The organism is Microbacterium helvum (genome assembly GCF_014779795.1).
GTDB classification, from domain to species: domain Bacteria; phylum Actinomycetota; class Actinomycetes; order Actinomycetales; family Microbacteriaceae; genus Microbacterium; species Microbacterium helvum.
The window spans coordinates 25,002-38,130 of record NZ_JACXZS010000007.1; the positions used below are offsets into that span (position 1 = coordinate 25,002).

The 13,129-nt window shown below is 69.7% G+C and carries 11 protein-coding genes and 2 riboswitches; of the genes, 4 read left to right on the plus strand and 7 right to left on the minus strand.

Annotated elements, in window-relative coordinates:
* Nucleotides 1-18: 18 nt before the first annotated feature.
* The 7 genes from gcvT to IF188_RS11500 form a co-directional block, all read right to left on the minus strand.
* Nucleotides 19-1,146 (minus strand): glycine cleavage system aminomethyltransferase GcvT, encoded by a 1,128-nt coding sequence (gcvT, locus tag IF188_RS11470; protein ID WP_191171947.1) that lies wholly within the window; start codon nucleotides 1,144-1,146, stop codon nucleotides 19-21.
* 49 nt (nucleotides 1,147-1,195) lie between these two features.
* Nucleotides 1,196-1,291: riboswitch (glycine riboswitch) on the minus strand.
* A gap of 1 nt (nucleotide 1,292) precedes the next feature.
* Nucleotides 1,293-1,389, minus strand: a riboswitch (glycine riboswitch).
* An 80-nt stretch (nucleotides 1,390-1,469) separates the two neighbouring features.
* The gene (locus IF188_RS11475) at nucleotides 1,470-2,642 is read right to left on the minus strand and encodes a MarP family serine protease (protein ID WP_191171948.1); all 1,173 of its coding nucleotides are present in this window, start codon (nucleotides 2,640-2,642) and stop codon (nucleotides 1,470-1,472) included.
* Between the two features lie 77 nt (nucleotides 2,643-2,719).
* Entirely contained in the window at nucleotides 2,720-3,583 is an 864-nt protein-coding gene (locus tag IF188_RS11480) for an ABC transporter ATP-binding protein (RefSeq protein ID WP_191171949.1), read from the minus strand.
* Nucleotides 3,580-4,470, minus strand: coding sequence for an ABC transporter ATP-binding protein (locus IF188_RS11485; protein WP_191171950.1), 891 nt, complete (start codon nucleotides 4,468-4,470; stop codon nucleotides 3,580-3,582). Before IF188_RS11485 ends, IF188_RS11480 begins: the two co-directional genes overlap by 4 nt.
* Nucleotides 4,467-5,534 carry an ABC transporter permease gene (locus tag IF188_RS11490; RefSeq protein ID WP_191171951.1) on the minus strand — a complete coding sequence of 356 codons (1,068 nt, stop codon included), beginning with the start codon at nucleotides 5,532-5,534 and terminating at the stop codon, nucleotides 4,467-4,469. Before IF188_RS11490 ends, IF188_RS11485 begins: the two co-directional genes overlap by 4 nt.
* 10 nt (nucleotides 5,535-5,544) lie before the next feature.
* Entirely contained in the window at nucleotides 5,545-6,540 is a 996-nt protein-coding gene (locus IF188_RS11495) for an ABC transporter permease (protein ID WP_191171952.1), read from the minus strand.
* Between the two features lie 43 nt (nucleotides 6,541-6,583).
* On the minus strand, nucleotides 6,584-8,266 hold the full coding sequence (locus IF188_RS11500; protein WP_224751783.1) for an ABC transporter substrate-binding protein: 1,683 nt from the start codon (nucleotides 8,264-8,266) through the stop codon (nucleotides 6,584-6,586).
* A 236-nt stretch (nucleotides 8,267-8,502) separates the two neighbouring features.
* On the opposite strand from IF188_RS11500, the gene IF188_RS11505 reads away from it, so the two are divergent.
* The 4 genes from IF188_RS11505 to nadC are packed head-to-tail and all read left to right on the plus strand — an operon-like array spanning nucleotide 8,503 to nucleotide 13,104.
* The gene (locus IF188_RS11505; protein WP_224751784.1) at nucleotides 8,503-9,246 is read left to right on the plus strand and encodes an NUDIX hydrolase; all 744 of its coding nucleotides are present in this window, start codon (nucleotides 8,503-8,505) and stop codon (nucleotides 9,244-9,246) included.
* A 23-nt stretch (nucleotides 9,247-9,269) separates the two neighbouring features.
* The gene (gene nadA, locus IF188_RS11510) at nucleotides 9,270-10,622 is read left to right on the plus strand and encodes a quinolinate synthase NadA (RefSeq protein ID WP_191171953.1); all 1,353 of its coding nucleotides are present in this window, start codon (nucleotides 9,270-9,272) and stop codon (nucleotides 10,620-10,622) included.
* Nucleotides 10,619-12,253 carry an L-aspartate oxidase gene (gene nadB, locus IF188_RS11515; protein WP_191171954.1) on the plus strand — a complete coding sequence of 545 codons (1,635 nt, stop codon included), beginning with the start codon at nucleotides 10,619-10,621 and terminating at the stop codon, nucleotides 12,251-12,253. Before nadA ends, nadB begins: the two co-directional genes overlap by 4 nt.
* The gene (gene nadC / locus IF188_RS11520) at nucleotides 12,247-13,104 is read left to right on the plus strand and encodes a carboxylating nicotinate-nucleotide diphosphorylase (protein WP_191171955.1); all 858 of its coding nucleotides are present in this window, start codon (nucleotides 12,247-12,249) and stop codon (nucleotides 13,102-13,104) included. Before nadB ends, nadC begins: the two co-directional genes overlap by 7 nt.
* Nucleotides 13,105-13,129: the final 25 nt, after the last annotated feature.

Below are 13,129 nucleotides of genomic sequence, written 5' to 3' on the forward strand. Positions count from 1 at the left end.
GGTTCCTCCGGTGCGTGTTCAGCGGGCTCGCTGGTAGAACGGCAGTGCGGTCACGATCGCGGGGATGCGGGTGCCGCGGACATCGATGAAGAGCTGGGTGTCGAGCGCGCTCGACGTCGGGGTGACGAAGGCCATGGCGATGGGATGACCCAGCGTCGGGCTCAGCGCGCCGCTGGTGATCTCGCCCACCGTCTCGCCGGCCTCGTCGAGCACGACGTATCCCGCGCGTCCGGCGCGGCGGCCCTCGGCGACGAGGCCGACGAGGACGGGCGCGTCCGGAGCCACGACGGCGGCGAGCGCGCGCTTGCCGACGAACTCCGGCTTGTCGGCGGCGACCACGCGGCCGAGGCCTGCCTGGGCGGGGACGATGTCGAGCGACAGCTCGTGTCCGTACAGCGGCATGCCCGCCTCCAGGCGCAGCGTGTCGCGAGCGGCAAGTCCTGCGGGCACGAGTCCCCGCGGCGCGCCGGCGGCGAGGAGGGCATCCCACAGCTCAGGAGCGGCCGATGCGCGGATGTAGAGCTCGAAGCCGTCCTCGCCGGTGTAGCCGGTGCGTCCGATGTGCATCGGCACCGCGTCCTCGCCCGCGGGGGTGAAATCGGCATGGGTCATGCGGTAGTACTTCAGCTCGTCGTACGGCGTGCGCGGTGCACCGATCTGAGGCGTCGCCTCCAAGATCGCCTGCGAAGCCGGGCCCTGCACGGCGATCAGCGCGATGCGATCGGTCGCATCGTCGATCGTCACGTCGTATCCGGCGGAGCGATCGGTGAACGCCGCGGCGACAGCATCCCGGTTCCCCGCGTTCGCGACCACCATCAGCCGGTCGGCATGGTGCCGATACACGATCACGTCATCGACGATGCCGCCGTCGGCGTCGAGCAGCAGGGAGTACTTGGCCTGGTCGTCGACGAGCGCGGACAGCCGTCCGGCCAGGGCGTAGTCGAGGAAGGCGCCGGCATCCGGCCCTTCCACGAGGAACTCGGCCATGTGCGAGATGTCGAACAAGCCCGCCGCGGTGCGCACCGCGTGGTGCTCGGCGAGGTCGGACGTGTAGCGCACCGGCATGAGCCAGCCGCCGAAGTCGGTGAACGAGGCGCCGAGCGCCTCATGTCGGTCGTGCAGGGCGGTGGTGCGAAGTTCTGTCATCGAGTTCTCCCGGTCGTGGGCGGGCAGGCGCCTGGCGACGCCTGTGAACTCCCCCTCTGTCATGAGCCTGAGAGCTTCGCCCGACCCGAAGGGCGGACTTTCACCGTCGGCGGATCCGCGGTGCGCGAATCACTTTTCAGAGTCGGCCTGCCCGAGCGGTACGCGTACCTGAGAGATTGGCGGGGAGGCTTGCTCCTTCGGTGCTCGGCGATCGCGCTGCCGAGGCTCTCCCGCCCGGGTTGTGGCCGTGTTGACTTGCCGTGCCAGCATACCGGGCGCGGACCGGTCCACACGGCAGGGTGCGCGGTGCCCCGCAGGCGCCGTCAGTCGACGCAGTGTCCTGACGAGACGCGGTCGGTGAAGGACGCCGCCTGTGCCGCGACCGGCGTGAGCTCGGCCATCGTCATCGCGTACCCGAGCTGGGGGTCGTTCTCGGCGCGTGCGAACACGACACCGGCCACCGAACCGTCGGCGGTCAGCAGCGGTCCACCCGAGTTGCCGGGGCGGACCTCGGCGTCGAGCGCATAGATTTCGCGGGGGTTCCACGACGCGTCGTACACGTCCGGCACGTTGGCGGTGCCCACCGAGCGCACGCCCGCCGTCACCATCGTGAACGGGCCGCCGTACGGGTAGCCCTGCACGACCGCCGCGTCGCCTGCCGCGAGCGTGGGCGAGAACGGCAGCGGACGCGCGTCGAGGTCGTCCACCGCGATCACCGCGAGGTCGTCGGTCGGGTCGAAGTAGACGACCCGCCCCTCGCGCGCGGGCACGCCCGGCAGCTCCACGATGGGTGTGTCGACGCCCGCGACGACGTGCGCGTTGGTGACGACGCGATCGGCGGCGATGACGAAACCGCTGCCGCTGGACCCGCGCCCGCACGCGTAGGCGTTGCCCGACACGCGGGCGACCGACGCTGCGGCGGTCTGCAGTGCGGGATCGTCGAGCGCGACAGGCGGCGCGGGGTCGACCGTCCCCGGCGCGAGAAGCGTGCCGAGTCCCGGAAGGCCGTCGTCGAGCACCGCGCCGCGCAGTTCGGCCAGCGCCGCGGCCACGGGATCCGGCGTCGCCGCCTCGATCCCGCGCAGCACGTTCGACGACGCGACGGCCGACGACACCACCGGAATGCCCGCCACCGCGATCGCCGGGCCGACGAGGGCGAGGGCGAGTCCGGCTGCCACCACCGACGCCACGCCGCCCAGGGCGCGTTCCAGCCCGCCGAGCTTCAGACGGTCCGCGCCCGACCTCAGCACGGCGCCCAGTGCGGCACCTGCGGCGGCGCCGAGCGCGACCAGGCCGATCGCGGTGACCAGCACCGCCGGCCCGCGCCAGAGCGGCGACGGCACCCAGGCGCTCACCAGCGGCGTGAGCCAGAACGCCGCGACCGCGCCCGCTGCGAGACCCGCGAGCGTGCCGATGCTCGCGAAGAAGCCGCGATGGATGCCGGCGATCAAGGCGCCGACGAGGATCAGGATGATCAGCACGTCGACGACGATCATTGCCCATCCCTTTCCACGCGTCCGGAGCGTCTCGCCAGGCTACGCACCGAGCCTGGGAGACGACCGCGACGCGCGGCTCAGGGCTGCCGGCCGGCGAGCTCCCTGCGCACCTCGTCTCGCAGCATCCCCTGGTTCTCGGGATCAGGCGCCGCACCCAGCAGGGTGCGTGTGTAGTCGTGCTGAGGGTCGAGGATGACCCGATCGGCCGGGCCGCGCTCCACGATGTCGCCGTGGTACATCACGAGGATCTCGTCGGAGAAGTGGCGCGCGGTGGCCAGATCGTGGGTGATGTAGAGGACGCCGAGATGGTCTTCGCGCTGGAGCTGCGCGAGAAGGTTGAGCACACCCAGCCGGATCGACACGTCGAGCATCGAGACCGGTTCGTCGGCGATGATGAACTGCGCTCCCGGCGCCAGGGCGCGGGCGATCGCGACCCGCTGCCGCTGCCCGCCCGACAGCTCGTGCGGACGGCGCTCGGCCATCCGGTCACTGGGCACCAGCCGCACCCGGTCGAGCAGCTCCAGCACCCGCCGGCGCAGCTCGACCCGCCCGATGCCCGGGTTGTGGATCTTGAGCGGCCTCTCCAAGTGATGCGCGATGGAGTGGAACGGGTTCAGCGACGCGAACGGGTCCTGGAACACCATCTGCACGTCGCCTCGGTACCGCGCCGTCTCGCGTCCGCCCTTCCCCGCCGGCTTGCCGTCCAGCAGGATCTGCCCGCTCGTGGGCGTCTCCAGACGGGCGAGCATCCTCGCGATCGTCGACTTGCCCGAGCCCGACTCGCCGACCAGCGCGATCGTGCGCCCGGCTTCGAGCGTGAACGAGACGTCCTTCACGGCGTGCAGGGTCGAGAACTTCAGCCCGCTGCGCAGCCGGAAGTCCTTCACCAGATTGCGTGCCTCCAGCGTGCGTGACGCGAGCGCGGTGGGTTCGGCGCTCATGCGGCACCTCCTTCGGGAACGGATGCCGCACCGAGTGTCGCGGACACCGACTGAGAACCCGTGCGGACGAAGTCGCCCCGCTCGCCCCGCAGGCTCGGGAAGCTCGACAGCAGCCTCTTGGTGTACTCGTGCTGCGGGTTCCGGTAGACCTCGGTGGCCGTCCCCAGCTCCACGATCTCTCCTTGCAGCATCACCGCGATGCGGTCGCTGATCTCGATCAGCATCGGCAGGTCATGGGTGATGAAGATGACGGCGAACCCGAGCTTCTCGCGCAGCCGCATGATCTCCCGGATGATGCCCCGCTGCACGACGACGTCCAGCGCCGTCGTCGGCTCGTCCATGATCATCACCTGCGGGTCGAGCGCCAGCGCCATCGCGATCATGACGCGCTGGCGCATCCCGCCCGACAGCTCATGCGGGAAACTCGACAGACGCTTCGGGTCGACGCCCACGAGCTCCAGCAGCTCCTCGCTGCGCGCCTGCTTCTGCCGCTTCGACATGTCGGGCCGGTGCGTCGTGAACACGTCGAACAGCTGCGCACGGATGTTGATCACCGGGTTCAGCGAGTTCATCGCCCCCTGGAACACCATCGACACCTTGTCCCACCGGAATTGCCGCAGCTCCTCGTCGGCGAGCGCGACCACGTCGATGTCCACCCCGGACCGGTCGTGGAAAACGACCTCGCCCGCGGTCATCAGCGCCGGCGGCTTGAGCAGCCGGTTCATGCCGTATGCGAGTGTCGTCTTGCCGCATCCCGATTCCCCCGCCAGCCCCAGGATCTCGCCCCGGTTCAGCGTCAACGACACGTTGCGCACCGCCTTCACCGGCGGATCGACCTCGTACTCGATCGACACATCGGTCGCCGTCAGAACGGCCTCGCCGGTCATGCCTCTGCTCCGTTCGGGGTGTGCGCGGCCTCGACGCCTCGGCCCGCGCGCTTGGCCTGACGCACCCGGCGGGCGTTCTGCGGCGCCAGCCGCAGCTTCGGGTTGATGATCTCGTCGATCGAGAAGTTGATGAGCGACAGTCCGGCGCCGAGCAGCGCGATCATGAGGCCGGGCGGCACGAACCACCACCACGCCCCCGTGCCGAGCGCCTGCCCGCTCTGCGCGTCGTTGAGCATGGTGCCCCACGTGATCGATCCGGTCGGCCCCAGGCCCAGGTACGAGAGGCCCGCCTCGCCGAGGATCGCGAAGATGATGGCGAAGAGGAACTGCGCGGTCAGCAGCGGCAGCAGGTTGGGAAGGATCTCGACCGTGATGATGCGGCCGGTCTTCTCCCCCGCGACGCGGCTCGCCGCGACGTAGTCGCGCGAGCGCAGCGAGCGTGACTGCGCCCGCAGCACGACCGCGGAGCCGGCCCACCCGGTGATGCCGAGGACGAGCGCGATGAACAGCCAGCTGCGCACGGGCATATAGCTCGAGATCACCATGACGAGCGGGAGTCCGGGGATCACGAGCATGATGTTCGTGAACAGCGACAGGATCTCATCCCACCAGCCGCCCTTGTAGCCGGCGACGATTCCGAAGATCAGCGACAGCACGAGCGCGATGAGGCCGGCGATGAACCCGACCATGAGCGACCCCTGCGCGCCCGTGGCGAGCTGCGCGAAGACGTCGTAGCCGAGCTTCGTCGTGCCGAGGATGTGCTCCGGGCTGGGCGGCTGCAGGGCCGGGTTGTCGGAGTCGCGGGGGTCCTGTGCGAAGATCGGCGCGATGATCGCGAACAGCACGATGCCGACGACGATCACGAGGCCGATCGCCAGCTTGAGCGACATGCGCGGCAGGAGCTGACGAATGCCGCGGCGCGCAGCGCGGGCCTCGTCGCGGGCGGTGACGATGTCGACCGTCGCCGGCGGCGTCATGATGGCGCCGGGCGCGATGATGGCCGGATCGATGGTGCGGTCCGACAGCGTCTGGGGCTCGTCGACGGCGGTGCGCGGGTCGGTCACTTCGGTTTTCTCAGACATTGTGGCGCGCCCTCGGGTCGATGAAGCCGTAGACGAGGTCCATGATGAAGTTCGCCGCGAGCACCGCGACGGTGATCACGAGGAACACGCCCTGCATGAGTGCGTAATCGCTGTTCTGCACGGACTGGATCATCAGCTTGCCGACGCCGGGGTACGTGAACACCTGCTCCATGACGATCGAGCCGGCGACCACGAAGCCGAGCGAGATGCTGAAGCCGGCGATCGAGGGGATGGCGGCGTTGCGGGTGGCGTACGTGCGGAGGATGCGCATGGGCTTCAGCCCCTTCGCCTCGGCGGTGACGATGTAATCCTCCGAGACGGTCGACACCATCATGTTGCGCATGCCCAGCAGCCAGCCGCCGACCGAGCTGATCACGATCGTGAGCGCCGGCAGGAAGCCGTGGTAGATGGCATTGCCGATGAACGACCAGCTCCACTCAGGACCATCGGGATACTCGAACACGTCGTAGCCGCCGATGATCGGGAACCACCCCAGCGCCACCGAGAAGACCGCGACCAGCACGAGCGCGAGCCAGAAGTAGGGGATGGACTGCAGCACCGTCGTGAAGGGCACCAGGTGGTCGACCCAGGTGCCGCGGCGCCAGCCGACCCACGCGCCGATTCCGATGCCCAGCACGAAGGAGATGACGGTGGCGAGCCCGACGAGGATCACCGTCCACGGCAGCGCCGCGGAGATGAGGTCCACCACGGGCGTGGGGTACTTCGTGATGGAGATGCCGAGATCCCCCTGAAGCAGCCGACTCCAGTAGTTGATGTACTGCTCCCACATCGACTGATCAGTGCCCCCGAGCAGGGCCTTGATGTTGCGGATCTGGGTCTCGCTGATCTCGCCGCCGGCACGCTGCATCTTGGCGATCATGATGTCGGCGGGGTCGCCGGGCAGAAGCCTCGGCAGGAGGAAGTTGAGGGAGATCGTCGCCCACAGTGTCACCACATAGAACGCGATCCGCCGCGCATAGAACTTCATTGCGGCCTGCTCCTCCGTGCCGCGGCTTCTGCCCGGTTCTGCATTACTTCACCGGCTCCAGGTGCTGGAGGATATAGCCGGCCGCCACCGAGCCCCACGCGGGCGGGAAGGCGTACAGGTCGTCCTCGGTCGGCCAGCCCGTGAAGTCCTTCGAGTTGTAGAACGTCTGGGTGGCGTTGATGACCAGCGGGATGTAGGGCAGGTCGCGCACGATCTCGGTCTGGACCTTGGCGTACGCCTCCTTCTTGACGGCCTCGTCGTTGGTGGCGGCGGCAGCGGCCACGGCCTCGTTGACGACGGGGTTGTCGTAGCGGCTGAAGTTCCAGCGCCCGGTCGGGACCTCCTCGCCGACCTGCGAGGTCGACTCACCGGTGAACCAGTCCTTGTAGATCTGGAACGGGTCGGCCACCGAGGTGCCGATGACGCCGCCCATGATCAGCTGGTACTGACCGGTCTGACGGGCGTCCGAGAACTCCTGCCACTGCACAGTCGAGGCGGTGACCTTGATGCCGGCCTCGGCGGCCTCCTCGGCGATGAGCTTCGCGGCGTCGTTGTAGTCGGTCCAGCCGTCCACCGAGATGAGGCTCAGCTCGATCGGCGTGCCGTCCTTGCCGTAGAAGCCGTCGCCGCCCTTGGTGTAGCCCGCGGCCTCGAGGATCTCTCCTGCGGCGGCTGCATCGGGCGACTGCGGGCTCGTCTCGTTGGCCGGGTCGGCCAGCCACTTGGCGTCACGCGGCATCAGCGTGAAGGCGGGCGAGATGTCGCCGGTGAGGCCGACGAACGCCTTCTCTTTGATGGTGCCGCGGTCGATCGCGACGTTGAGCGCCTGGCGGACGGCGACGTCGGTCTGCGGGCCGGTGCAGCCGAGCTCGGCGTTCGAGCACGTGTACAGGACCGTCGGGTCCTGCGGCGTGTTGATCATGCTGATGACGCCCTTGTCGGTGACCGACTCGGGGTTGGGCACGAACATGCCGGTCCAGTCGAGCTTGCCGGCCGTCAGCAGGTCCTGCGCCGACTGGTTCGCGTCGATGCCGATGTACTGCACCTTCTTGATGGCGGGCACGCCCTCATCGCGGAAGTTCTCGTTCGCGACGACGGTGTAGGACGCGTCCGTCACGTTCTCGACCACGTAGGGGCCGGTGCCGACCGGGTCCTCGTCGGTGAACGTCGAGTAGTCGTCGACGTCCTTCCAGATGTGCTCCGGCAGGATCCAGGTGGTGCCGAGAATCTGGAACTCGTTCGTGTACTGCGGGGTCGAGTACGTCAGGACGAGCGTGGTGTCGTCCGGCGCCTCGGCCGAGACGAGGCCGTCGCGGTGGTTGGGCTCGTAGTTGAACGTGAACGCGGCGTCTTCGGCCGAGAAGTCCTCGCCGTCGCTCCACTTCACGCCGTCCTTGAGCTTGACGGTGATGACGGTGCCATCCTCGTTGTACTCGAAGCTCTCGCCGAGCATGGGCGACGGCGCGTCGTCGGCGGTCTTGTTGTAGAAGAAGAGCGGCTCGTAGATGGGGCCAAGAGCGGCGTGGAGCACCGTCGGCGAGAACGGGTTGAAGTTCGCCTCGATCGGAGTCTGGCTTCCTGCCCAGACCCGCAGCGTGCGTCCTTCGGAGGAGGAGGAGTCGTTGCCCCCGCCTCCACCGGCACAGCCCGACAGGCCGAGACCGAGGATCGCTGCCCCGGCGACGGCGAGAAGCGCGGCGCGGCGCTTCGCGTTTCGAATCATCATTGGTTCTTTCTCTCGTGCGGCATTGCAGGGAGGAGTGCAGGGCACCCGGACGTTCATTAGTTCTGTTCCCTAACAAACGTTTGAACGTAAACCTAACAAACATTCATCGGCGACGCATCTCGGATTCGTCACGTCTTGGCAACGGTTCGCATCCGGTGATGCCGCCTGAAATCATGACGCCGCGGGTTTGGCTTCTGGTCACTCTGACACTATGATCGGACCTAGTTAGAGTCACCATGACCAGAACAGCCGCCAGCATCCCGTCCCCCACCGAAGCCGCCCCGGTTCCGGTCGATGCCACACGCGTCGCCGTCTCGACCGTGATCTTCGCCCTGCGCCGCCTCGACGGCGGCGATGCCGCACGCGTCGCCATCCCGCTCGTCCGCCGCACCCGTGACCCGCACGAAGGCCAGTGGGCACTGCCCGGCGGATGGCTCGACGTCGAGGAGAGCCTCGACGCCGCGGCATCCCGCACCCTCGCCGAGACGACCGGGCTGGCACCGAGCTATCTCGAGCAGCTGTACGCGTTCGGCGCCGTCGACCGCTCTCCCACCCGCGTCGTGTCGATCGTCTACTGGGCTCTCATCCGGGCCGACGAGATCTCGGAGGATGCCGTCGAGCCGCTGTTCGCGACCGAGAACGTGCAGTGGTTCGACGCCGCCGCGCTCCCCAAGCTGGCGTTCGACCACAACGAGATCGTCGACTACGCACTGTGGCGCCTGCGCAACAAGGTGGGCTACAGCCGCATCGCGCACGGCCTGCTCGCCGACGAGTTCACGCTCGCCGACCTTCGCGAGGTCTACGAGGCCATCCTGGGACGCCGGCTCGACCCCGCGAACTTCCGTCGCCAGGTCGAGAACTCCGGCACCCTCATCCCGACCGACCGCTTCCGCACCGGCAGCCACCGCCCAGCGCGACTGTACCGCTACAACCAGGACGTCGAGCTCGCCGACCGCGGCCCGCTCGACATCGCCCACTGACCCACCCCGAACGGAGCGCCGACATGCCCGCCGTCAACATCACCCTCCAGCCCCGGCCCGAACTCGATCCCTCTGTGGACCACGAGATCCAGGCGATCGTCTCGGGCGCGCTGCAGGGCGAGACCTGCAACACCGACCTCGCCGCCGGCCCATGGGACTTCGACACCCGCCCGGGCTACGGCCCCGGCTCGTCGATGGGCGACGTCATCCCGACCGGGTCGCCGCGCCAGGGCGAGCTGCCGCGCGAGTACCGCGAGGCGTCCGAGGCCGAGCTCGCCGAGCGCGTCCGTGCCGCCAAGGCGACGCTCGGCGACCGTGTCGTCGTGCTCGGCCACTTCTACCAGCGCGAAGAGGTCGTCGTGCACGCCGACTACGTGGGCGACTCGTTCCAGCTCGCGAACGCCGCTCTCGAGCACCCCGACGCCGAGGCGATCGTCTTCTGCGGCGTCCACTTCATGGCCGAGACCGCCGACCTGCTGTCGCGTCCCGAGCAGGCCGTGATCCTCCCCAACCTCGCCGCGGGCTGCTCGATGGCCGACATGGCCGACATCGACCAGGTCGAAGAGGCGTGGGAGCAGCTCGCCGACATCTACGGCGACATGGACGCGAAGGACGCCGAAGGCCTGGTGCCGGTCGTGCCGGTGACGTACATGAACTCCAGCGCCACCATCAAGGGGTTCGTGGGGCGCCACGGCGGCATCGTCTGCACGTCGTCCAACGCGCGCACCGTCCTGGAGTGGGCGTTCGAGCGCGGTCGCCGGGTGCTCTTCTTCCCCGACCAGCACCTCGGCCGCAACACCGCCAAGGCGATGGGCGTGCCGCTGGAGCAGATGCCGATGTGGAACCCGCGCAAGCCGTACGGCGGCTCGTCCGCCGAGACCCTGGAAGACGCCCGCGTGATCCTCTGGCACGGCTTCTGCTCGGTGCACCGCCGCTTCTCGGTCGACCAGATCGAGAAGGCGCGTGCCGAGCACGCCGGTGTGCGCGTCATCGTGCACCCGGAGTGCCCGATGGAGGTCGTGGATGCCGCCGACGAGTCGGGCTCGACCGACTACATCCGCAAGGCGATCGAGGCCGCCACCGAGCCGACCACGTTCGCGATCGGCACCGAGGTGAACCTCGTGCAGCGCCTCGCCGCCGAGCACCCGCAGCACACGATCTTCTGCCTCGACCCGGTCGTATGCCCCTGCTCGACCATGTACCGCATCCACCCCGGCTACCTCGCGTGGGTGCTCGAGGGTCTCGTGGCCGGCGAGGTGCGCAACCGCATCTCGGTCCCCGCGTCGGTGGCGGACCCGGCGCGTCTCGCCCTGGAGCGGATGCTGGCGGCCAAGCCGCCGGCAGCACCCGCGGCCGATTGGGAGCACGCCTCATGACAACGGATGCGCCCCACGCGATCGTCGTCGGCTCCGGCATCGCGGGGCTGCTGACCGCGCTGCACGCCGTGGAGCACGGCTGCCGGGTGACGCTCGTGACCAAGGACGTGCTCGAGCACGCCAACACGCGGTTCGCGCAGGGCGGCATCGCGGGGGTCATGTTCGACGACGACCGCGCAGAGGACCACGTGCGCGACACGCTCGTGGCGGGAGCGGGGCTCAGCGACGAGGACGCCGTGCGCGTGCTCGTCGACGAGGGCCCCGAACGCATCCGCGAACTCGTCGCACTGGGCGTCGCGTTCGACCGCGACGCCGGCGGCGGTTTCGTGAAGGGGCTGGAGGCGGCGCACTCCTACCCGCGCATCCTCCATGCCGGCGGCGATGCCACGGGCACAGCGATCGAGAAGGCGCTCGTGGCGCGCCTGCGTGCGAGCGCGGTCGAGGTCGTCGAGCACGCGTTCCTCGTCGACCTCATCGTGTCGGGCGGCCGCGTCGCCGGCGTCGAACTCATCGTCGGCGAGTCCGACACCGCCCCCGGACGACGTGAGTCGCTCGCGGCCGACGCCGTGGTCCTCGCGACCGGCGGCGCCGGGGAGCTCTACGCGCACTCCACGAACCCCGAGGTGGCCACCGGCGACGGCATCGCCGGCGCGATCCGCGCGGGCGCGGCGGTACGCGACCTCGAGTTCTACCAATTCCACCCGACGGTCCTCGCGGCGGGCGACTCGTTCCTGGTGTCGGAGGCGGTCCGAGGCGAGGGCGCGACGCTCGTCGACGAGCACGGCCGCCGCTTCGCCTTCGATGCCCACCCTGACGGCGAACTCGCTCCGCGCGACATCGTGGCCCGGGCGATCGCCCACCAGATGGAGGCGCAGGACGGACGTCCTGTCTTCCTCGACGCCACTCACCTGCACTCCTCCGACCCCGCCGAGCGCGCCGCCTTCCTCTCGCGGCGGTTCCCGACGATCGACGCGGTCATCCGCGAGCGCGGACTCGACTGGGCGCGCGAGCCGATCCCCGTGAAGCCGGCGGCGCACTTCCTCATGGGAGGTGTCGCCACCGACCTGTTCGGCCGCACCACCCTTCCCGGTCTGTACGCCGTCGGCGAGTCCGCCCGCACCGGCGTGCACGGCGCCAACCGTCTCGCCTCGAACTCGCTGCTGGAGGGCGCGGTGTTCGGCGCGCGCGCGGGCGACGCGATCGCTGCGGACGCGGCATCCGGCACCTGGCCGACCGCCGCTGCTGCTCCGCAGTCGCGAGCGGCGTCCGCAGAGTCTCGCGCCGCGCACGATGTGACTGCGGAACCAGGCAGATCGGGGCGCGTCGGGACTGCGGGGGAAGCGCCGGCGCCCTTCTCGCGCACCGCGCTGCAGGAGCTCATGTGGGAGGACGCGGGACTCGTGCGCGACGAGCCGGGCCTCGGCCACGCGGCATCCCTCATCGCGTCCTGGCGGGCGCAATCACGCACGCCGCGCACCGAACACGACTTCGAGGACGAGAACCTGCTTCTCGTCGCCGAGCGCGCCGTCGCGGCCGCGCGCGCCCGCCGCAGCTCGGTCGGTGCCCACTACCGCAGCGACGACGCCCCCGCGCCCGTCGCCCCGCCCGAGAAGGAGGCCGTCGCATGCTGACACGAGCCGTGATCGACCGCGCGGTGGCAGCCGCCCTCGACGAGGACGCACCGTGGGGCGACCTCACCAGCGAGGCGCTGATCCCCGAGACCGCGGTCGCCCGCGCCGAACTGGTCGCTCGCGAGAGGGGCGTGTTCTCGGGCGGCGAGGTGTTCGAGGCGGCGTTCCGCCTCACCGACCCCCGCATCGCCGTCGACCTCGTGGTCGAAGACGGAGAGTGGTTCGAACCGGGCGCCGTCCTCGCGGTCGTGACCGGCCCCGCGCGCGGCGTGCTCACGGCCGAGCGCATCGGGCTCAATTTCGCGCAGCGCATGTCGGGCATCGCGACCCTCACCGGCGCGTACGTCGCCGAGGTCGCACACACCGGCGCCCGCATCGTCGACACCCGCAAGACCACGCCGGGACTGCGCGCGTTCGAGCGCAAAGCGGTGCGCGACGGCGGCGGCCGCAACCACCGTCACTCGCTCTCGGACGCGGTGATGGCCAAGGACAACCACCTCGCCGTGCTCGCGCAGAAGGGGGTCTCGACCACGGACGCACTGCTCGCGGCGAAGGACTTCCTCCCCCACACGACGCACATCGAGGTCGAGGTGGACCGCCTCGACCAGATCGAGCCGGTGCTCGCGGCCGGGATCGGCACGATCATGCTCGACAACTTCACGCTCGACGACCTGCGCACCGGTGTCGCCCGGGTGGCCGGCCGTGCGACGGTGGAGGCCTCGGGCGGCGTCTCGCTCGAGACGGTCCGCGCCATCGCCGAGACCGGCGTCGACGTCATCTCGGTCGGCGCCCTCACGCATTCGGCGCGAGCGCTCGATCTCGGCCTCGACGTCCGGATCGACGCGGCCTGACCGCCGGTCGGCCCTGAGGAGCCCC

Coding starts and splice junctions, on each gene's coding strand:
- gcvT (WP_191171947.1), bottom strand. CDS start 1,146: ATGACAGAACTTCGCACCACCGCCCTGCACGACCGACATGAGGCGCTC.
- IF188_RS11475 (WP_191171948.1), bottom strand. CDS start 2,642: ATGATCGTCGTCGACGTGCTGATCATCCTGATCCTCGTCGGCGCCTTG.
- IF188_RS11480 (WP_191171949.1), bottom strand. CDS start 3,583: ATGAGCGCCGAACCCACCGCGCTCGCGTCACGCACGCTGGAGGCACGC.
- IF188_RS11485 (WP_191171950.1), bottom strand. CDS start 4,470: ATGACCGGCGAGGCCGTTCTGACGGCGACCGATGTGTCGATCGAGTAC.
- IF188_RS11495 (WP_191171952.1), bottom strand. CDS start 6,540: ATGAAGTTCTATGCGCGGCGGATCGCGTTCTATGTGGTGACACTGTGG.
- IF188_RS11500 (WP_224751783.1), bottom strand. CDS start 8,266: ATGATGATTCGAAACGCGAAGCGCCGCGCCGCGCTTCTCGCCGTCGCC.
- IF188_RS11505 (WP_224751784.1), top strand. CDS start 8,503: ATGACCAGAACAGCCGCCAGCATCCCGTCCCCCACCGAAGCCGCCCCG.
- nadA (WP_191171953.1), top strand. CDS start 9,270: ATGCCCGCCGTCAACATCACCCTCCAGCCCCGGCCCGAACTCGATCCC.
- nadB (WP_191171954.1), top strand. CDS start 10,619: ATGACAACGGATGCGCCCCACGCGATCGTCGTCGGCTCCGGCATCGCG.
- nadC (WP_191171955.1), top strand. CDS start 12,247: ATGCTGACACGAGCCGTGATCGACCGCGCGGTGGCAGCCGCCCTCGAC.